Raw genomic sequence first — 17,613 nt, 5'->3', positions numbered from 1 at the left:
TGCGTCCGGGCCGGTCGCGCGCTGGTCCGACAGGTCCTAGCCGCGCTTTTTCCTGGCCGACGGATGCCGGTCGGCGTACGGATCGGCCGGTGCCCCGGCGGGGGCTTCCCGTTCCAACTCCTGTTTGGCGACGAGCAGTTCCTTCCGTGCCTCTTCCGTCACCTCGGGGTACTGGGGATCGATGTCCATCAGGGTGTGCGCGAGGATCGCCGCCGCGCAGAGCCGCGCGAACCACTTCCGGTCCGCCGGCACGACGTACCACGGCGCCCACTTCGTGCTCGTGGCCGACAGCATCTCGGAGAACGCGTGCTGGTACTCGTCCCACCGGCGCCGCTCCCGGACGTCGGCCGCGGAGAACTTCCAGTTCTTCTCCGGCAGGTCGATCCGCTTCAGGAAACGGATGCGCTGCTCTTCCTTGGACAGGTTCAGGAAGATCTTCACCACCTTGAACCCGTTGTCCGTGAGGTAGCGCTCCCAGTGGTTGATCTCCCGGTAGCGCCGCTCCCATATGTCCGGCCCGCGCGTGTCGTCCGGCAGCTTCTGCCGGACGAGGTTCTCGGGGTGGACTCGTACGACGAGAACCTCCTCGTAGTGCGAGCGATTGAAGATGGCGATCTCGCCGCGCGTGGGCAGCCGCTGGACGTAACGCCACAGGTAGTCGTGGTCGAGCTCCTCGGCGGAGGGCACCTTGAAGCTGCTGACCCGTACGCCTTGGGGATTGACGCCGCTCATCACATGGCGGATCGTCCCGTCCTTGCCTCCGGCGTCGAGTGCCTGGAGACAGAGCAGCACGCCGTACGTGTCCTGGGCGGCCAGCCGCTCCTGGTACTCGGCCAGCAGCGACACCCCGGCCCGTAGCAGCTCGATCCCGTCACGCTTCTTCAGACCGGCCTTGTAGCGAGGATCGAAGTCCTGGTCCAGGCGCACCTTCGACCCCGGTTTCACCCGGAGTGGCCCGATGAAATCCGCGATGCTCTCGGCTATCTCGTCCGACATCACGATCAGTCCTTCGCTGGTCCGGGGTGAGCACGGCGCGTCTCGGGGGCCGCCCTGCCGTCGGTGGCCTGACCCGAGGCGGTGCGGTCGGCGGCACGGAGCACCCTGCGGGGCCGGCGTTCGACCAGGATCGGGACGCAGGCTCTGACCCTGGCCTGACGGAGCGAGTCGTACGCGGCCCTGACCGTCGCCTCGACGGTGACCGCGTCGACCGAGGGATGGGCGGCACTCAGCCGCGCCACCGTGTTCCTGAGGTACACGAGTTCGTCATGCGAGCCGTGTGACGGGAGGTTCGGCGACACTGCCGGATCAGCGCGCTCCACCGGCTCGGGGCGTCGACGCAAGCCCTCGACGGGAAGGCATGCGACGTGAGGAGTCTGCTCTTCGATCGTCATGGCCGCACTCGTCCCATGTCCCACGACCTCCGGACCGCAGAACCGCGTAGCCCGCCACAGCCGCGCCAGGATCCCTCGCGCTCATTGTCCGCGCGCCCGGACAAGATCGCCCCCTGAGGTCGGGGACAACACCGTTGCGTTTGAGTCTTGAGTGGCGGGTCAAGCCCCGGTGAACTAGGCAACGGGAGGCCCTGATAGAAGTCGTTACTCCTCGTGCGGCATGGGTGCCGGTTCGGCCTCCTCCATGCGGCGGTCGGTCCAGTACTCCTCTACGTCGCGCTGGTCGTGCTGAACCTCGGAGGTCGATGTGTCGCCCCCGGGCTCAGGCGGAGAGGCGGGGACTCGGACGTGTCCTGACGGAGTGCGACGACGGTGGCCACAGCCGCAGCGACGCCTGCGGTGACGACGAGGGCGCGGATGCCGGAGCGCTTCATGGGCGACCTCCTTGGCGAGTGCGGAGCCGTACGGGAACGGCACTCACCCCGCCACGCTACTGGCTGTGCGGCGGGGGAACACCGATCCGCTGGATGTCAGGTGACGGAGCCCTGGTCGTCGAACATCTGCTTGACGCTGTCGCCGAAGTAGGAACTCCGGTTCACGCCGGCGGAGTCGATGGTGCTCGTGACCCCGTTGGTCTGGCCCAGCCCCGAGGACTGGTCGAACATGCGCATCCACGGGCCGCCGCTGGAGCCGCCGCCGAAGTCGCAGCCAAGCGCCAGCTTGCCGCCGGAGTCCGAGGTCCGGCCCTCGCAGTACCACTGGACCTCGCCGTTGTCCTTGTTGCCCGGGTAGCCGTTGATCGTGATGTCCTGCTCCCGCGAGTAGTTTCAGCTCAGCCCGTTACCGCCGGTGCGGTTGACAAGCTTGTCGCTGCCCTGTGGCCAGGTCGTCACCATGGCGACGTCCCAGTTGAGGTCGCCGTCGTTGATCCAGCCGTTGAAGGTACGCATCTGCTTGGCGACGGAGGTGCCATAGGGTCTGTGGTCGTTGCGGTACTGGGGGACATACATCCCAACACCGTTGCGGTTGGCCCCTGAGCTGTACGTCAAGCCCTGTGAACAGAGCAACGGGACCACCTGATAGATCAACGATCGGCGAAGAAAGTCGATCAAGGTCAGGGGTCCCGTTGCAGGAGAAGTCTGTCATCACGTCCACGATCGAGACAGCGCGGGGTGTGTTCGCGCCGGGCCATCTGGGGGAGTTGACCCAGATCGTGGACTTCGCGCTGGTGGACGCGGTGCCGGAGGAGACCGGTCGGCGCGAGAAGCGCCTGCGGCTGCTGCCGTCGCGGGTGGTGGTGTACTTCGTGCTCGCTCTCGCGTTGTTCGAGCACTGCTCGTACCGCATGGTGTGGTCCAAGCTGACCGCCGCCCTGACCTCCCTGGCCCTGGCGCGTCCTGCGGTTTCCTCGCTGCCGCGGGCCAGACGCAGGGTGGGGGCCGCACCCCTGCAGCGCCTGTTCGAGACGCTCGCCGGGCCCGTCGCCCACCCCGGGCAGGCCGGGTCCTTCCACCGGGGCCTGCGCACGGTGGCCGTCGACGGGAGCCTGCTGCACGCCCCCGACGACGAATCGGTCACCTGGCGCTACCCCAAGCGGGCCGGGGAGACCGTGGAGTTCGGCTATCCGCTGCTGCGGCTGCTGGTCCTGGTCGAGTGCGGCACCCGCGCGCTCATGGCCGCCGCCTTCGGACCGGAGTCCGAGGGGGAACTCCCCTATGCCAAGCGAATTCTGAGCGCCCTGGACGAGACGATGCTCCTGTTGGCCGACGCGGCCTTCGACGGCAACGAGTTCCTTGATGCCGTTCATCGGAGCGGGGCGCGTTTCTTGGTGCGCTCCGGAGCCCGCCGCGTCCCCACCCCCGCCGAGCACCTGGGCGACGGCTCCTACCTCGCCCGCATCGGCTACGGCGTCCTGCGGGTACTGCTGCCGGTGCGCGTGATCGAGGCGGCCCTCACCGTCACCTTGGCCGGTGGCACGGTCCGCACCGAGCAGTGGCGGCTGATCACCAACCTGCTGGACCCTGCCCGGTATCCGGCGGCCGAGCTCGTCGAGCTCTATCACCGCAGGTGGCAGGCGGAAACGACGTACTTTTCGATCAAGGCCACGATGCTCGACGGCCGCGTCCTGCGCTCCCGCAGCATCGACGGCCTCGACCAGGAGGTCTATGCCCTGCTCACCGCCTACCAGGCCCTGATCCGCGCCGGCAACGACGCCCTGACCGGACGGCCGGAAGTACCCATGGGACGGATCAGTTTCACCGTCCTGCTGGCCGCCGCAGCCGGCACCGTCACCGCCGGCCATGGAATCTTCCCCGGCACCCTCATCGACCTGGTCGGCACGATCGGCCACGCTGCCCTGGGCGCCCTCCTGCCCGCTCACCGACGGCAACGGGTAAAGGCCCGCACCCGCAAAAACCCCACCAGCAAGTACGGCCCGAACGCCGGACAGCGCCCCGCAACCAGCCAGAACTACACCGTCCACGCCACCGTCACATTCTTCGAACACGGTCTCGATGGCCGCTCACGACGCTAACGCAACGGTGTTGAGGTCGGGGACGGGAAGCCGGGGAGGGAGGAGGCGTCGGCACCGCGGCCGGGCGGCTGATCGAGGGAAATCGTCATCGGTTCCCCGCGCCCGCTTCCGGTTTCACCCGCCGAGGGTCAGCCACGGTCCTGTCGAATGCTTGGCATGGACAGGTCGCGCAGCCGCGTACCTGTCCGAGCAGCCTCACGCGTCGGACCGTGCAGGGAGACCATGTGGAACCGGTACCCGCCCATAGCGGATCACGGCTTGGTCGGCGATCTCCAGACCGCGGCCCTGGTGTCGTCCGGCGGAACCATCGACTGGTGGTGTGCGCCCCGCTTCGGCTCGCCCAGCGTCTTCGCCTCGCTCCTGGACGGCGAGCGCGGGGGCACCGCCGTCTGGCCGCGGAGTTCCCGGACGGCGACGGGCTGACCGTTCGGCAGCCGTATCTGTCCGACACCGCCGTCCTGGTCACCCGGTTCATGGCGCCCGGCGGGGTCGGTGAGGTGGCCGACTTCATGGTGCCCCTCGATTCCCCGGCCCCGACGGACGCGCACCGGCTGGTGAGGGTCGCACGGGTGGTACGGGGCAGTCTTCCCTTCGCGTGCGGCTGCCGGCCGCGTTTCGACTACGGCCGAGCCTCGCACACGCTCTCTCGGGCCCATGACCCTTCCGTGGTCTTCCGCGGCCCGGGACGGACCTGCACGTGCAGTCCACGGCCGGCGTCGCGCTCCACGCGGACGGCAGTGACATCACCGCCCGCTTCACGCTGTCCGCCGGCCAGGCGGCGGCAGTGGTGCCGACCAGCACGACGAGCGGCGGTCCCGCCCCGCCTCACCCCTCCCTGGAAAGGGTCGCCAACGCACTCGAAATGTGTCGGACGTTCTGGCTGGCCTGGCTGCATTCCTGCACCTACCGGGGTCGGTGGAGGGCGCCGTGGGGCCCAAATCGGACTAGACAACAAACAATCCCCGGGTGCATGACCTGGGAGTTCGCTTTGGAGCGGGTGACGAGAATCGAACTCGCGCTCTCAGCTTGGGAAGCTCGGGTTATCTACGGGTGGTTGCTGGGCTGACCTGCGACGGAGCGTGATTGCCGTCTGGTCGGCCATCGACTTGTTGCCCGGTGTTTCCCGTGGTTCACCGCACCATCTGGCACGGTTCTGGTATGACGGGAAATCAGGCGACGCACAGTCGATACGATGCGCGGGCCAGGCATGGTGCATGCGATGGGGGAGGGGCAAATGCGGGTCAAAGATCCGGAGTACTCGGCAGCGGTTGAAGTCGCCGTAGAGATCCTGAAGAAGCGGGCCCGGCAGGGAGAGACCATCACGTATGGAGACCTGAGCGCTGAGCTGGCGACGAAGGGATTCGACTCCATCCCGCCTCACCGTGGGGTCATGACCTACCTGCTCAAGGATGTCTGCCTCTATAGCAACGAGGACGGAAGAGCTCCGATGCTCTCGGTGATCGTTGTGAACAAGGCCAGCCAGGAGCCATCTGGTCAGTTCTCCATCCTTGCCCGAGGCCTTCCCTTCTCCCGGCCGGCCAACTGGAGCTGGCGAGACGAGCAGCAGAACGTGTTCACCCAGTACCGGGAAGGGTGACGTAGATCCTGCGACACCCGCTTTAGGAGGTCGATCCGAGCCTGCTCCGGCTGCTGCCGTCGGCTGATGCGACGGCCGGACAGAGGCGCTGGTGTACGCCACCGTCCGGCCTCGTTGATGTCAGCTGTGGATGTCAGAGCCCTCTGATCCGTAGCTCTATGTGGATTGGTCAGCGCGGGTCAGACCGGTCATCGTCGGGCCTTGCAGGGACACTGCTGGACGTGATCGATTGCTGTGGTTGCGGTACTTCGCTGCTGTACCGGGCACTCGCCTACCTATGACAGACGACGGTAGCGCTGTCTGAAGCTTCTCAGTCTGCTGGGAGTAGGTGCGCCCAGACGGCACGGAGCCTTTCGAGCAAGACACGCTGCTCGTCGATCCAGCCGCGATCCACGTCAAGGGAGATGGTCAGCCGGGTGGTTTGCTGGTCGGCGATGGCGACCGTGATTCGATCGTGGTCGTTCTCTCGCCAGTCCAAACGGATGCCTATTTCGGCGACTCGCGCAGCCTCGCGCCAGACGGCGTTGCGCCCCGCGGCGACCTCGTCCAATACGTGCGCCCAGCCGGCCAGGTCTCTTGGCTCCACGAAGGTGTCGTGAATGCCGGACACGAAGTCGTTGTGGACCAGAAGCTGTCCCTGCACATCCGGGATGCCCGGGGCGTACGAGTCGTTCAACTGGACCACGACACTGCCGCCGTGCTTGTCGATGATCCGCAGCAGTTTGAACCGCTCGCGCTCCTCCACGTCCCACCCCCGGGTGCTCGATCTTGTGCCGACATTGCGCACTCTAGGCAGCACCACTGACTCACCTAGTTCGGAAGATTGCGTAACCGGGCCTTGCCTGACCTGGCGAGACGCTGACCTGGACTGTTTCGAGTCGTTAGCTGATGTTCCCCGTTACTCCCCGTCCATTCCTGCTGGATCGGGCACGCTGGGGGCACGGGCGGCTCTCTCCCGGCTTCCCGGGGAGGGGAGGCCGGGAGGGGTCTCGTCGGGTCTAGTCGACGGTCACGCGGTCGCCTGCGGCCGTTGGGCTGATACTGCGCTCACCGCAGAGCCACAGACCAGGACTGCTGACAGCGCGATCAAGTTGGTCAGAACGTCTTGGATCTGTGCGACGGGGACGTAGACGACCACGATGACGACGAGGACGGCAGCCCAGTGTCGCAGTCGGGGGATTGAAGGTGGGTTCGTAGAGGTCACACTCATAGCAGTACCTCCTAGGTGCCCGCCCGCCGATCGCTGCTCTTGCCGGGAAGCCTGCGTAGCGATCGGTGGGCTTTTGCGTGGGGCCACTGTGATGTAGGTCTCCCCTCAGCGTGTAGCGAAGTAACGGTGCTTATGGGTGATCTGACTCAAGGTCACAAAATGCAGGGGGTGCACGAAGTCATGACATCCGCGATGTGAACGGCAAGGCTCGCCCGATAGCCCGGTAATCGGATGATTTGTTCGATAGCCAGATGGTGGGGTGTGCCTGACAAGGTCGACGGAGTCTGATTCGAAAATTAACCATCCACGCAGGTCAGACCGCTTCCGCTGATTGGAGGGACACCTGATGGCCGAGCATGTTGAGCTGGCTGACCAGGCGGCGGGTCTGCCGGGCCCGGCCGGTTCGCTGGACGAAGTAGTCGCCTCCGAGGTCGTGGTACTCGGCGTCGTGGGCGAACATGTGCCAGACCGACCTCAGGATGGTGTGGCCGACGGCGACCAGGGCCCGCTTCTTCCCGCGGCGCACGGCGATGCGTTTGTAACGGGCTGCCAGGTAGGTGTCCCTGCTGCGGGCGGCTGCGGTGGCGGCCAGGCCGAGGGCCCCCTTCAGCCAGGGGTCGCCGGGGCGGGACCTGCCGGAGGTGTGTCTGCCGGCGGCCTCGTGGTTGCCCGGACACATCCCGGCCCACGAGGCCAGGTGGGCGGCGCTGGGGAAGCGGGCCATGTCCGCGCCGATCTCGGCGAGGATCACCTCGGCGAACCTGGTGCTCACCCCCGGGATCGTCGTCAGCAGCTCGGCCTGTCGGCGAAGGGGAGCGAGTTGCCGGGTGAGCTCCTCGCTGATGCGGGCCTCGGTCGCGGTGACCGCGTCGATGCGGTAGAGCATGGTGCGGGCGAGGAAGGCATGGTGGTCGGTGAATCGGCCGGTCAGCGCCTGGGCCAGGATCTCGCGCTTGGCCCGCATGTCGGCCTTGGCCATCTCCGCCAGCACCCGCGGGTCACGCTCGCCGGCGATCAGCGCCTCCAGCATCGCGCGGGCCGACTTGCCCAGCAGGTCGGAGACGACCGCGGACAGCTTGACCCCGGCGTCCTCGAGGAGCTTCTCCAGTCGCTGGGCCTCGCGGGTCCGTTCGCGGATGACCTCGGTGCGGTAGCGGGTGAGGTCGCGCAGCTGCCGGATCTCCGGCGGCGGGACGAACGAGGGCCTCACCAGGCCGTGTTCGACCATTTTGCAGATCCACTCGGAATCGGCGACGTCGGTCTTGCGGCCGGGGACGTTCTTCATGTGCCGGGCGTTCAGCAGCCAGCACTCGATGTCGTTCTCCAGCAGGTAGAACACCGGTTTCCAGTACGAGCCGGTGGCCTCCATGCCCACCACGGTGATGCCCTCGGCCAGCAGCCAGTCGCGCATCGCCAGCAGGTCACGGGTCATGGTGGAGAACGTGCGGACCTCCTTGCGGCGCCGCTTGCCCGGTCCCGGGATGCGAATGCAGACCTTTACGTCGGCCTTGCCGATGTCGATTTCGGCGCATCGTTCGTGCACCACGTCCATGCCCCGGCTCTCCCTTCGCGCGGTGTGCTGTTGTGCGGCAGCCGTCCAGCGGGGACCAGGCAGGCAAAAGAATCTGATTCACATGCTCGAAGCAACACTTCCGGGTGCCTGACGAAGGGTCCCCGGCGTCCTACTCAATGTCGGGTTCTGGTGGCACCAAGACTCCGCGACGTCAGCCGGACGGCCGTAGCCCGATTTTCTCCCCTTTGGGGATCCTGCTGGCCAAATGCCGTGTCCTGGGGTGTGGGGATGCTGTTGGCACCGTGGTGGCCGGTCTTGTCGTTCCCGGTTGCTGGGGGTGGGAGTCATGTCGTTGCGGCCGGAGGAGTGGCCCGAGGTCCCCGAGGCGACGGCGAGGGTGGCACGGGCAGTGGCAGGACGCGGGGCCCCGCCGTTGACGATGCGGGTGCGGGACGAGCTGGGCGAGCTGTTCGCGGATGCGGAGTTCGTCGAGGCGTTCGGCCGCCGGGGCCGGCGTGGATGGTCGCCGGGACGGCTGGCGATGGTGACCGTATTGCAGATGGCGGAGAACCTGAGTGACCGTGCCGCCGTTCAGCGGGTCCGGTTCGATCTGTCGTGGAAGTACTGCCTGGGCCTGGAGCTGGAGGATGTCGGCTTCGACGCGTCGGTGTTGTCGGAGTTCCGCACCCGGGTGGCCGGCCACGGCCTGGAAGAGCGGGTGCTGGATCTGCTGGTTGCGGCGCTGAAGGAGAAGGGCCTGGTCAAGGCAGGAGGCAAGCAGCGTACCGATTCCACTCATGTGCTGGCGGCGGTGCGGGAGTTGAACCGGCTGGAGCTGGCTGGGGAAACGGTGCGGGCCGCGCTGGAGGCGCTGTCCGCCACGGCCCCCAACTGGGTGGCGCAGGTGCTGGAGGTCGGTGAGTGGAACCGGCGTTACGGGCGGCGGATCGATGCGTACTGGCGCCCGCCCGGCTCCCAGACCCAGCGCGACCAGCTCGCTGTGGACTACGGCCGTGATGCGGTGGCTCTGCTGCGGGCGGTTTACCATCCGGCCTCGCCGGTCTGGCTGCGGGAGCTGCCCGCGGTCCAGACGTTGCGGCAGATCACCGTGCAGAACTACCTGATCACCACCGACAGCAACGGAGCGGAGGTGGTCAAGCGGCGGGAGGCGGACAAGGACGGCCTCCCGCCCGGCAGGATCCGCCTGACCTCGCCCTATGACCTCGATGCCCGCTACGGCACCAAGGAAGATCTCCACTGGACCGGGTACAAGCTGCACATCAGCGAGGTCTGCCGGCCACCCCGGCCTGACGACGGGGCTCCGCGGCCCGGCCGGCGGGCACGTCCTCCATCCCGAACGTGATCACGCATGTCGCGACCACGGATGCGACCGTGCCCGACGTGAAACTCGTCGAGCCCGTCCACCAGGCCCTCGCCGGCAGGGACCTGCTGCCCGCCGAGCACTACCTGGACTCCGGCTATGCGAGCGCCGAACTCATCGTCGGTGCCCGGGCCGCCTTCGGCATCACACTGGTCACACCGCTGCTGACGGGCACCTCCCGCCAGTACCGGGAGAACGCCGGCTACCAGCGCGAAGCCTTCGCCATCGACTGGGACGCCCGCCAGGCCACCTGCCCCCAGGGCGCCACCAGCCGGTTCTGGAGCCCGGCCAAGCAGAAGGGCCGCAACGTAGTCGTGGTCCGCTTCGACCAGGCCGACTGCGGCCCCTGCCCGGTCAGAGCAGCATGCACCAACGCCACCCGCTGGGGCCGCCAACTCACCCTGCGGCCACGGGCACTGCACGAACTCATCCACGCCAACCACACCGCCCAGCAAGACCAGGCGTGGCAGGCGAAGTACGCCCTGCGGGCGGGCGTCGAGGGCACGATCCGCCAGGCCATAGCGGTCACCGGCAGCCGCCGCGCTCGCTATCGGGGCCTCGCGAAGACCCACCTCGAACACGTCTACTCCGCCGTCGCCCTCAACCTGATCCGCCTCGACGCCTGGTGGAACGGCCAGCCCCTCGACCACACCCGCACCAGCCACCTCGCTCGCCTCGACCTCACCCTCGCCGTCTGAGCCCCACATTTGGCCAGCAGGATCTTTGGGGGTCGCCGTCAGGAGATCGGATTACTCAATGGTCGAGTCAAGCTCCCTCGAGCGCGATCAGTAGCCGAAGAAGTGGGGCGCCGGGGCTCTGACCTGCGACCGTGCAAACGATCAACGCTGCGACCTGCCGTTTAGCTGGCGGCGGTTGTCAGCGTTGGTCGTCGTTGAGCGCCCTTCGACGGCCCCGGGACGGCCCGGCCAGTGACCGTCGCGTCCCGCAATTCTCAGACCCTGGCCCTGGCTCCCCGTGACGATCGGGCACGGGAGGGCACGCTTCTCATCGCCTCGGCTTGTGGACGGCTTCGGGTGGTCTGCTGTGCTGCTCACAGTGGCTCGGGGACGTCGCTCCAATCCAGGCAGCAAGATGGCCGCATGGCCGACGACGAGAACGCGGGCTTCAGCCTGCCGCGGGGAGCGACAGGTTTCTACTGGCCGAAGGGCGGTCCCCTCCCTGAAACCGACCTGCGGACTTTCCGGAGCGCCCTATATGCAGCCGCTCGTGCCGCTGGAGGCAGGGCGGGCGAAGTGGAGGAGCAGGCATACCCTCGCACCTTCCACACCGCGTCGCTCGTCGATGGTGCAGGCGAGCACATCATCCTGTTTCACGCCTATCACCCCTGGATCGCATTCGTTCAGAAGCGTAGAGACTGGTACAGCGAGGAGTTCGTCCCACCGCCGTCCTGGGCCGACGCTTTCACTCACGCTGGACTCGTGGTGCTCAACCGCAAGCAGCTGACCACACCTCTTTCCGATATAGACACTTCGGCGCTCACGCAGGGCGAGTGGAGCGAGATCCGCTTTTACGGCATCACCATGCTGGGCGGAGTGATCTTCAACGCATGGGATTGAAGGGGACAAGAGCGACACGGCCCCGCTTCCTCGCCCACCACTCACCCCAGCTCCCATCCCGTCCGCCGTCGACCCACACACCGTGGAGCGGGCGTGGTTCCTGGCGTCCAGGTGGAGCGCGCCACGGTACGAACGACCTGGACGCCAGGGGCCGCGTCTGCTCGGCTCTGCCTGGGTCGACGGTGGGCGGGATGGGAGTTCCCCGCGCACGCCACTACGGGCCCGCGGTCGGCAGCGGCGCCCCCTCCATCCCGGTGCCGGCCGATCCCCCGCCGGAGGCAGGAGCGGCGCCCGCGGCGGAGCCGGTAGCGCGCCGGCGGAGCGGAGCCGGGGCTTGAACCCGTGAAGAAGGTTGTAACTCAGTCGTTGGATGGGATGTTGTGGCACAGGGATCGGATGCTTTCCGCTCAGGGCGTCAGGCGCCCTGTCGAGCCGCGAGCGCCGGGATCGTGGCGATCTTCTCTGCCGTAAGGGCCGACCAGTCGACTCCTGACGGGCGGTGAGGGTTCGGGCAGGTGAGGGTCTCGTCGGGGGTCACGATCAGGTCGACGCCGGCGTCGTGCTCGGTGGTGGGGATCGGGGTCTCGGTCACCTGGAGGGCGTGGACGGTGGTGACGACGATGGTCTCCGGCGTCACCAGGCCGGCCTCGGTGAGCAGGGCGAACTCGATGTCGGAGTAGCCAGCGCCTTTGCCGATGCGGGCGCCGTCGCGGTTGACGGCGACGCTGCCGAGGATGATCAGGTCCAGCGGTCGGAGGGCGTCGACCTCAACGGTGGGGGCAATCGTGGCGGCGGTGCGGCCGGTTGCGGCCTCGGTGGGTGAGATGGTGAGGGTGGCCGGGTCGAGGAGGTAGAAGGGCTTGAGGGTGGCCAACTTCGGTACCGCCATGTAGACGGTTTTGCCCTCCTCCAGGGCCCGTGCCCGGACCGGGAGTTGGGCCTTGTCCGGCACTGCCTTGACGACGCTCGCACGCTGCCAGGCCGGGAGTGTCGCGAGTCGGGCCGCGGCTTGTTCGGCACCCTTGAAGTGGGGGATGCGACCGTGGACGGAGGTGTCGTGGACGGCGTCTGCGGCGGTCAGGGCGTCCCAGACCTGCGTGCGTACCGCCTGCTTGGCGCGGTCCAGGGAGTTGGCTGCCACCGGTGTCTCCTTCTCTCTCCTACGCTGCCGTCATCAAGCCGAGCAGTCTGTCGTGAACCTCTGCGACGAGGGGTTCCTGTCGCCAGGGGCGCAGTTCGCGGGCGGCTCCGAAAACGATGTTCATGCCTCCGCCGCCGCGTGTGGTCTCCAGCTCGGCGATAGCTTCGGTGAGGCTGGCCACCGCCGCCTCGACGTCGCGTCGACGGATACGGGCGAGCGTAAGGTTCCCCAGCACGATCGCGCGTGACTTTCGTCTGTCCCGGAGCTTCTCCGCCGTGCTGGTCAGCAGGGTTTCGGCCCGTCGGTGGTCTCCGAGGGAGAGGTAGCAGGAGCCTGCGAGGCGGCCGAACTGGGTGGGTGACACCAGGTCGGCGGCGGCGTCACTGCCGTCCGCGTGGTCGAGTTGGCGTTCCGCGCTGGAGAGAGCGCGTTCGCAGTCCGAGGTCGACCGCAGCATGGCGTGTGCCTCGGCGACGTGCAGGAGCGCCAGCCCGGACAGGGCGGGACTCGTGCGCTCGGCAATTTCGGCTGCTTGCTCCGCGAGCGCGAGCCCGGCCTGCGCGTCGTGTGCGCCGTACAGCGCGACGTAGCAGGTGCGCAGTAAGGCGTGGGCTTCGAGAGTGGTGTCCCGTAGGTGGCGGGCGAGGTCGGCGCTCTGCTCGTAGTACGTCTTCGCGGCGGTGTGGTCGCGGCGCTGGGAGGCGTCCCAGACCAACTGGCCCATGAGGGTGCAGGCGTCGGCGTGCAGGGCGTGAAGTTCCCTCTGGACACGTCCGCGGGCGGAGCCGGCGGCGAGCTGGTCGATGCGGTTGAGCTGCGCTGCTGCTTCTGCGATGAGGCCGGCCGAAGGCACACGGTCGTAACGAGCGGCGCAGTCGTCGAAGCGCGTACGAAGGGTGGCGACGGCGGGCAGATCGAGGCGGTCCGGGTGAAGCAGCGCGTAATCGAGGGCGTCCTGTCCCTGCGTGCCACCTGGTAACCGTGCGGTCAACAGGTCGTTGAGACCCTCGGCATTGACGCGGAGAAGGCGGGCCAGCCGTGGACGCATCCAGGGCTGCGGGGCGGTGCGGCCTGATTCCCAGCGGGTGATGGTGGAGCGGTCCACCTGCATGTGCTCGGCGAGAGCCTCTTGGGTGAGACCCACGGTTCGGCGGCGTGCTGCGAGGCCGTTGCGGTGGTGCGCCATGACGCTGTCTCCCCGTTTCGCCTGCCCTGCCAGGGATGGACGGCTGCGCGACTCCCCAGGTGAGACGTGAGGGTGGCGCACGGATGCCGCATTGGTGCGTCCATTGTGCTCTGGGCGTTGTCAGCTGGGGGCGGTTGTGTGGAACTCCGGCGTACACAGCAAGGAAGGTTCGCCCTCCATGTCGTTCCGAACAACCGCCCCGAAGTCCTCGTCCCTCCATGTCCCGTCCGACGTCAGCTCCGTTCCTTCCGCTCGTCGCAGGGTTGTCGCGATTGTCCGTGACTGGGACTTGCCACTCGCGGAGGACACGGTCGAGACGCTGGAGCTTCTGGCCGGTGAGGTGATTGCGAACGCCGTGGTGCACACGGGGCAGGGCTGCCAGGTCACGGTGAGCTGGGACGGGACCCGCGTGCGCCTGGAAGCCGAGGACGCGGAAGGCGGCCTGCTCCCGCAGCGGGCGTCGGCCGACCTGGACGAGGAGAGCGGGCGCGGACTGCAGTTGGTCGACGGTCTTGCCCAGGCATGGGGCACCCGGCCGACCACGGACGGAAAGGTGGTCTGGTTCGAGGTCGGCAGTTGCTCACCCCCGCCGTTCCGCCCGTCTCCCACCGCATGTGTAAGCGATCTCTCGTTCGGGGGTGCACGGCAGTCGGTGGCGGTTGCCGAACCGGGATGCAGCGTGCTCAGCGGCTCCCGTGCGCATGTCACAGCCATCTGATAACTGCCCCTGACCCCTGACCACTGACCACCCGACTTCGGACGCACGAGTCCCGAAGTCGGGTACAGGCGCCTCCGGCCGGGCCGCCACCGCCCGGTGGGGCCGCCGGAGACGCCACAGCCAGGGAGCGGGCAACCGGCTCGCTTCCGCCCACACCGAAGGAGACAGCCATGCCCGAGCAGAACGTCACCACGAACGGCGATCAGGAGGACCACGGCCTGCTGGCTGCCCGTCGCCGGATCGCCGCCGCCCGTTCGCGGGCCGAGCAGCCCTCGGACGGCGGTTCCACCGGCCGTTCCGACGGCAACGACTGAGAAGGGCCGTAACCGATGACCACCGGCGTACCCGCGGTGGTCGCGCGCCTGGGCGAGGACTTCCTCGCCCAGGTGTACGGCCGCACCTACCGCCACTTTCCCGGTGAGCCGGACTGCTTCGGCGGCCTGCTCGGCTGGGACGATCTGAACGCCCTGCTCACCCGCCACCGGCTCGAACCGCCCCGCCTGCGCCTCTCGGCGGGCGGCGAGGCGCTGCCCCAACACGCTTACTCGGCGCCGGTCACCACCCGTCGCAGCACCGTGTGGCACCGGCTCAAGCCCGCCGAGCTGCACCGCCACCTCGCCGAGGGCGCCACCCTCGTCCTGGACGCGATCGACGAGTTGCACCCGGGCGTCGGCCACCTCGCCCAGGAACTGGAACGACACCTGCGCACCGGCATCCAGGTCAACGCCTACGCCTCCTGGACCCCCGAGGAAGGCTTCGGAGTCCACTGGGACGACCACGACGTGCTCGTCCTCCAGCTCGACGGCGCCAAACGATGGCGCATCCACGGCCCCACGAGGCAAGTTCCGCTCCACCGGGACACGGACCTCCCCGAACCGCCGCCGAACGAGCCGCTCGTCGAACTGGTCCTGCACGCCGGAGACATGCTGTACCTGCCGCGCGGTTGGTGGCATGCGGTCGCCGCTTCCGAAGGCGTTCACTCCCTCCACCTCACCTGCGGCATGCAGACGACGACCGGCGCCGACCTCCTCCAGTGGCTCTCCGAGGACCTGCGCCGCGAGACGACCGTGCGCAGCGACCTGCCACGCTTCGGGACCGAGGAAGAGAAGGCGGACTTCGTGCGGTCCCTCGGCGACCTCGTCATGAGGGAGTTCGAGGACGGGACGCTACTCGACCGCTTCCTCACCATGCGGGACGCCACCGACCGGGCCCGCCTCGTGCCCTCACTGCCGTACGTCGAGGGCGTACCGCCCGACCCCGCTCTCGCCGTACACCTGGTAACCGCTCGCGCCCGGCTGCACAGCGACAGGGAGGGTCACGCGGTGCTGACGGCAGGGGGAGAGGAATGGACCTTCTCCTCGCAGGTCGCGCCCCTGCTGGCCCTCCTCGTGGACGGAGGCCATCACCGCCTGGACACACTCGCCCGAGCGGCCGGACTTCGCGTCGGACAAGTGGCGCAACTCGTGAGCGAACTGGTGGACGGCGAGGTCGCGGCCGTGGAGCGGGCTGGATGAGCGCCCAACTGGCGGCCGGGACGTACCGGTGCCGTGACGTGTCGCAGTCGGTGGCCGCGGCCTTGGACGCCGGGGTGACATGGATCGATACGGCGCCGAACTACGCATCCGGTACGGCCGAGGCATCTCTGCGGCCGGTCCTCGACGCGTGTCCCCAGGTACGTGTCTCGACCAAGGTCGGTTTCGTGCCCGACTTCGACCGGCAGGCCGCTCGGGACGCCGGGGTGCCGCCGTACGACCGCGATCAAGGCCACTGCCTGGCACGTCCCTACATCGCCTGGCAGCTCGCCCGCAGTCGCGCCCGCCTCGGCCGCGTCCCGGACCTGGTCTTCGTCCACAATCCGGAACACGGCCGGACGGACCGAGCTGATCTGTCGCGGACGCTGACCGAGGCATTCGAGGAACTGGAGAGCGCGGCGGACACCGGCAAGATCGGCGGCTACGGCGTCGCCACTTGGGCGGGCCTGGCGAAAGGCATGTTCACCATCCCCGAACTCACGGCACTTGCGGAAACCGTGGGCGGGCCACACCACCACTTCCGAGCTGTGCAGTTCCCGGTCTCACTCATTCGACTCGCCGTGGTGGCGGACGCACTCGACGGGTGCGGAGCACTGGTAGAGGCACGGGAAGCGGAGCTCGATGTCTTCGCAGCGGCCCCGCTCGGAGGCGGTGAGCTCCTCGGCGTGATGACGGAGGAACTGGTGCGCGTCATCGACCACGCTGCCTCCCCGGCGCAGGCCGCGCTCTTGGTCGCCCTGTCGGCTCCCGGGGTGTCGCGTGTCCTGCTGTCGTCGAGCACACCGGCACACTGGGCCGACGCCTTGGGTGCTGAGGCCTGCGAGCCCTTGTCGCCCGATCGCCTGAGAAAGGTCATCGATGTCCTCGGAACCTGACGACCCCGAGGTCGCCGCGCGCATGCGGAGGGCTCACGCCGTGGCGTGCGGCTTCCTCGGGGTGGTCCTGGACCCTCGGCCGTCCAGCGGAGGCACGCAGGAGGCGTGGGGGTGGAGGGGACGGACGCTGGGCCGACCCGTCACCGGGCCCTACGGGCAGGCATGGCTGCGCGTCGTCCACAGCCCGGTGGACAAGACGAGCGGCAAGCTGTGGAGGGGACCGGAGGACGCCGAGCAGTTGGTACCCCGGCAGGTGCCGCGCCCTTGTCTTCGTCTCGTACGACAGTGGACAGAGGGGGAGGAGGCGTACAAAGCAGAGCTGTATGACCTTGTCGCCGACGGAACCCTTTCGTCCACTCCGGTACTCGCCGCCCCGCTCCGTCTGGCAACAGCCTGGTGGGATGGCCTCCGCAAGGCCCTCGACCGCCTCTCGGTGGTCCGTACCGACCGGACGGCCGTACGCCGGGCATACCTGGATCGCGCCATGCCGAAGTACCTCGCTTTCCTCGGCAGCGGGGTGCCCACGACTCCGCCCGCGTGGTCCACCGCACACGGTGACCTGCACTGGGCCAACCTCGCCGGTCCCGAACTCGGCATCCTGGACTGGGAAGGCTGGGGCACCGCCCCGGCCGGCGATGACGCAGCACTCCTGCACGCCTACAGCCTCACGATGCCGGAGACCGCCGAACGCGTCCGCCGGGAACTTTCCACTGGTCTTGACAGTGACGCCGGGCGCTTCGCGGAGCTGGTGGTCATCACCGAACTCCTGCAGAGCGCCGGACGCGGGGACAACCTGGAACTCGTTCCCGCTCTTCGGCGGCGGGCGGAAGAGGTCTGGCACCGGATGACGGCCGATGGGGTGACCGGTCACTGAGCCTTTCACCGCCGAGTCGGCGGGGACACCGGACGGCCCCGGCCAGGCAACGCTGATACATCAGGACGAGCCCCGGCAACGGGAA

Annotated in this window: 19 protein-coding genes; 11 read left to right on the top strand and 8 right to left on the bottom strand. The window is 68.2% G+C overall.

Translation table 11 applies throughout. The features are described 5' to 3' along the window. Positions 1–36: 36 nt before the first annotated feature. From WJ438_RS19350 to WJ438_RS19335, 4 genes are all read right to left on the bottom strand, one after another. Positions 37–996, bottom strand: coding sequence for a polyphosphate kinase 2 family protein (locus WJ438_RS19350; protein ID WP_406726370.1), 960 nt, complete (start codon positions 994–996; stop codon positions 37–39). 5 nt (positions 997–1,001) lie between these two features. Then, complete coding sequence (locus WJ438_RS19345; RefSeq protein ID WP_406726369.1) at positions 1,002–1,256, bottom strand: three-helix bundle dimerization domain-containing protein; 255 nt, start codon at positions 1,254–1,256, stop codon at positions 1,002–1,004. A gap of 665 nt (positions 1,257–1,921) precedes the next feature. Further along, the gene (locus WJ438_RS19340; protein ID WP_406726368.1) at positions 1,922–2,056 is read right to left on the bottom strand and encodes a hypothetical protein; all 135 of its coding nucleotides are present in this window, start codon (positions 2,054–2,056) and stop codon (positions 1,922–1,924) included. Positions 2,057–2,218: 162 nt separating this feature from the next. After that, entirely contained in the window at positions 2,219–2,401 is a 183-nt protein-coding gene (locus WJ438_RS19335; RefSeq protein ID WP_406726367.1) for a hypothetical protein, read from the bottom strand. A 116-nt stretch (positions 2,402–2,517) separates the two neighbouring features. On the opposite strand from WJ438_RS19335, the gene WJ438_RS19330 reads away from it, so the two are divergent. The 3 genes from WJ438_RS19330 to WJ438_RS19320 all read left to right on the top strand — a co-directional run bounded on the left by WJ438_RS19330 (position 2,518) and on the right by WJ438_RS19320 (position 5,521). After that, positions 2,518–3,924 (top strand): IS4 family transposase, encoded by a 1,407-nt coding sequence (locus WJ438_RS19330; protein WP_406726366.1) that lies wholly within the window; start codon positions 2,518–2,520, stop codon positions 3,922–3,924. A gap of 147 nt (positions 3,925–4,071) precedes the next feature. Beyond that, positions 4,072–4,347, top strand: a complete 276-nt coding sequence (locus WJ438_RS19325; protein ID WP_406726365.1) for a trehalase-like domain-containing protein — start codon at positions 4,072–4,074, stop codon at positions 4,345–4,347. Between the two features lie 811 nt (positions 4,348–5,158). Next, complete coding sequence (locus WJ438_RS19320) at positions 5,159–5,521, top strand: hypothetical protein (protein WP_406726364.1); 363 nt, start codon at positions 5,159–5,161, stop codon at positions 5,519–5,521. Positions 5,522–5,831: 310 nt separating this feature from the next. On the opposite strand, the gene WJ438_RS19315 is transcribed toward WJ438_RS19320, so the two are convergent. Beyond that, complete coding sequence (locus WJ438_RS19315) at positions 5,832–6,266, bottom strand: DUF5959 family protein (RefSeq protein WP_406726363.1); 435 nt, start codon at positions 6,264–6,266, stop codon at positions 5,832–5,834. Between the two features lie 778 nt (positions 6,267–7,044). Continuing rightward, positions 7,045–8,283 carry an IS110 family transposase gene (locus WJ438_RS19310; protein ID WP_406726362.1) on the bottom strand — a complete coding sequence of 413 codons (1,239 nt, stop codon included), beginning with the start codon at positions 8,281–8,283 and terminating at the stop codon, positions 7,045–7,047. Between the two features lie 307 nt (positions 8,284–8,590). Between WJ438_RS19310 and WJ438_RS19305 the strand changes: the two genes are divergently transcribed. The 3 genes from WJ438_RS19305 (at position 8,591) to WJ438_RS19295 (ending at position 11,202) form a co-directional block, all read left to right on the top strand. Beyond that, positions 8,591–9,607, top strand: a complete 1,017-nt coding sequence (locus WJ438_RS19305; protein ID WP_406726361.1) for a transposase — start codon at positions 8,591–8,593, stop codon at positions 9,605–9,607. Then, complete coding sequence (locus tag WJ438_RS19300) at positions 9,604–10,323, top strand: transposase (protein ID WP_406726360.1); 720 nt, start codon at positions 9,604–9,606, stop codon at positions 10,321–10,323. Before WJ438_RS19305 ends, WJ438_RS19300 begins: the two co-directional genes overlap by 4 nt. A gap of 402 nt (positions 10,324–10,725) precedes the next feature. Then, positions 10,726–11,202 (top strand): hypothetical protein, encoded by a 477-nt coding sequence (locus WJ438_RS19295; protein ID WP_406726359.1) that lies wholly within the window; start codon positions 10,726–10,728, stop codon positions 11,200–11,202. 415 nt (positions 11,203–11,617) lie between these two features. On the opposite strand, the gene WJ438_RS19290 is transcribed toward WJ438_RS19295, so the two are convergent. Continuing rightward, positions 11,618–12,343, bottom strand: coding sequence for a 5-formyltetrahydrofolate cyclo-ligase (locus WJ438_RS19290; protein ID WP_406726358.1), 726 nt, complete (start codon positions 12,341–12,343; stop codon positions 11,618–11,620). A gap of 19 nt (positions 12,344–12,362) precedes the next feature. Next, positions 12,363–13,529: a helix-turn-helix domain-containing protein gene (locus tag WJ438_RS19285; RefSeq protein ID WP_406726357.1), complete on the bottom strand. Its 1,167-nt coding sequence runs from the start codon at positions 13,527–13,529 to the stop codon at positions 12,363–12,365. Positions 13,530–13,707: 178 nt separating this feature from the next. Between WJ438_RS19285 and WJ438_RS19280 the strand changes: the two genes are divergently transcribed. From WJ438_RS19280 to WJ438_RS19260, 5 genes are all read left to right on the top strand, one after another. Continuing rightward, on the top strand, positions 13,708–14,247 hold the full coding sequence (locus tag WJ438_RS19280) for an ATP-binding protein (protein ID WP_406726356.1): 540 nt from the start codon (positions 13,708–13,710) through the stop codon (positions 14,245–14,247). A gap of 170 nt (positions 14,248–14,417) precedes the next feature. Beyond that, the gene (locus WJ438_RS19275; RefSeq protein WP_406726355.1) at positions 14,418–14,561 is read left to right on the top strand and encodes a hypothetical protein; all 144 of its coding nucleotides are present in this window, start codon (positions 14,418–14,420) and stop codon (positions 14,559–14,561) included. Positions 14,562–14,576: 15 nt separating this feature from the next. Further along, positions 14,577–15,761 carry a cupin domain-containing protein gene (locus tag WJ438_RS19270; RefSeq protein WP_406726354.1) on the top strand — a complete coding sequence of 395 codons (1,185 nt, stop codon included), beginning with the start codon at positions 14,577–14,579 and terminating at the stop codon, positions 15,759–15,761. After that, on the top strand, positions 15,758–16,654 hold the full coding sequence (locus tag WJ438_RS19265; protein WP_406726353.1) for an aldo/keto reductase: 897 nt from the start codon (positions 15,758–15,760) through the stop codon (positions 16,652–16,654). Before WJ438_RS19270 ends, WJ438_RS19265 begins: the two co-directional genes overlap by 4 nt. Next, positions 16,638–17,528: a hypothetical protein gene (locus WJ438_RS19260; RefSeq protein ID WP_406726352.1), complete on the top strand. Its 891-nt coding sequence runs from the start codon at positions 16,638–16,640 to the stop codon at positions 17,526–17,528. Before WJ438_RS19265 ends, WJ438_RS19260 begins: the two co-directional genes overlap by 17 nt. Positions 17,529–17,613: the final 85 nt, after the last annotated feature.

It is taken from the genome of Streptomyces sp. GD-15H (assembly GCF_045291515.1).
GTDB lineage: Bacteria > Actinomycetota > Actinomycetes > Streptomycetales > Streptomycetaceae > Streptomyces.
This window is presented reverse-complemented; position numbering and strand designations above follow the sequence as displayed.

Excerpts from the sequence above, each read along its gene's own strand:
- WJ438_RS19295 (WP_406726359.1), top strand. The coding sequence starts at position 10,726 with ATGGCCGACGACGAGAACGCGGGCTTCAGCCTGCCGCGGGGAGCGACA.
- WJ438_RS19340 (WP_406726368.1), bottom strand. The coding sequence starts at position 2,056 with ATGTTCGACCAGTCCTCGGGGCTGGGCCAGACCAACGGGGTCACGAGC.
- WJ438_RS19305 (WP_406726361.1), top strand. The coding sequence starts at position 8,591 with ATGTCGTTGCGGCCGGAGGAGTGGCCCGAGGTCCCCGAGGCGACGGCG.
- WJ438_RS19320 (WP_406726364.1), top strand. The coding sequence starts at position 5,159 with ATGCGGGTCAAAGATCCGGAGTACTCGGCAGCGGTTGAAGTCGCCGTA.
- WJ438_RS19280 (WP_406726356.1), top strand. The coding sequence starts at position 13,708 with ATGTCGTTCCGAACAACCGCCCCGAAGTCCTCGTCCCTCCATGTCCCG.
- WJ438_RS19335 (WP_406726367.1), bottom strand. The coding sequence starts at position 2,401 with ATGTATGTCCCCCAGTACCGCAACGACCACAGACCCTATGGCACCTCC.
- WJ438_RS19350 (WP_406726370.1), bottom strand. The coding sequence starts at position 996 with ATGTCGGACGAGATAGCCGAGAGCATCGCGGATTTCATCGGGCCACTC.
- WJ438_RS19275 (WP_406726355.1), top strand. The coding sequence starts at position 14,418 with ATGCCCGAGCAGAACGTCACCACGAACGGCGATCAGGAGGACCACGGC.
- WJ438_RS19325 (WP_406726365.1), top strand. The coding sequence starts at position 4,072 with ATGCTTGGCATGGACAGGTCGCGCAGCCGCGTACCTGTCCGAGCAGCC.
- WJ438_RS19260 (WP_406726352.1), top strand. The coding sequence starts at position 16,638 with ATGTCCTCGGAACCTGACGACCCCGAGGTCGCCGCGCGCATGCGGAGG.
- WJ438_RS19310 (WP_406726362.1), bottom strand. The coding sequence starts at position 8,283 with ATGGACGTGGTGCACGAACGATGCGCCGAAATCGACATCGGCAAGGCC.
- WJ438_RS19285 (WP_406726357.1), bottom strand. The coding sequence starts at position 13,529 with ATGGCGCACCACCGCAACGGCCTCGCAGCACGCCGCCGAACCGTGGGT.
- WJ438_RS19270 (WP_406726354.1), top strand. The coding sequence starts at position 14,577 with ATGACCACCGGCGTACCCGCGGTGGTCGCGCGCCTGGGCGAGGACTTC.
- WJ438_RS19265 (WP_406726353.1), top strand. The coding sequence starts at position 15,758 with ATGAGCGCCCAACTGGCGGCCGGGACGTACCGGTGCCGTGACGTGTCG.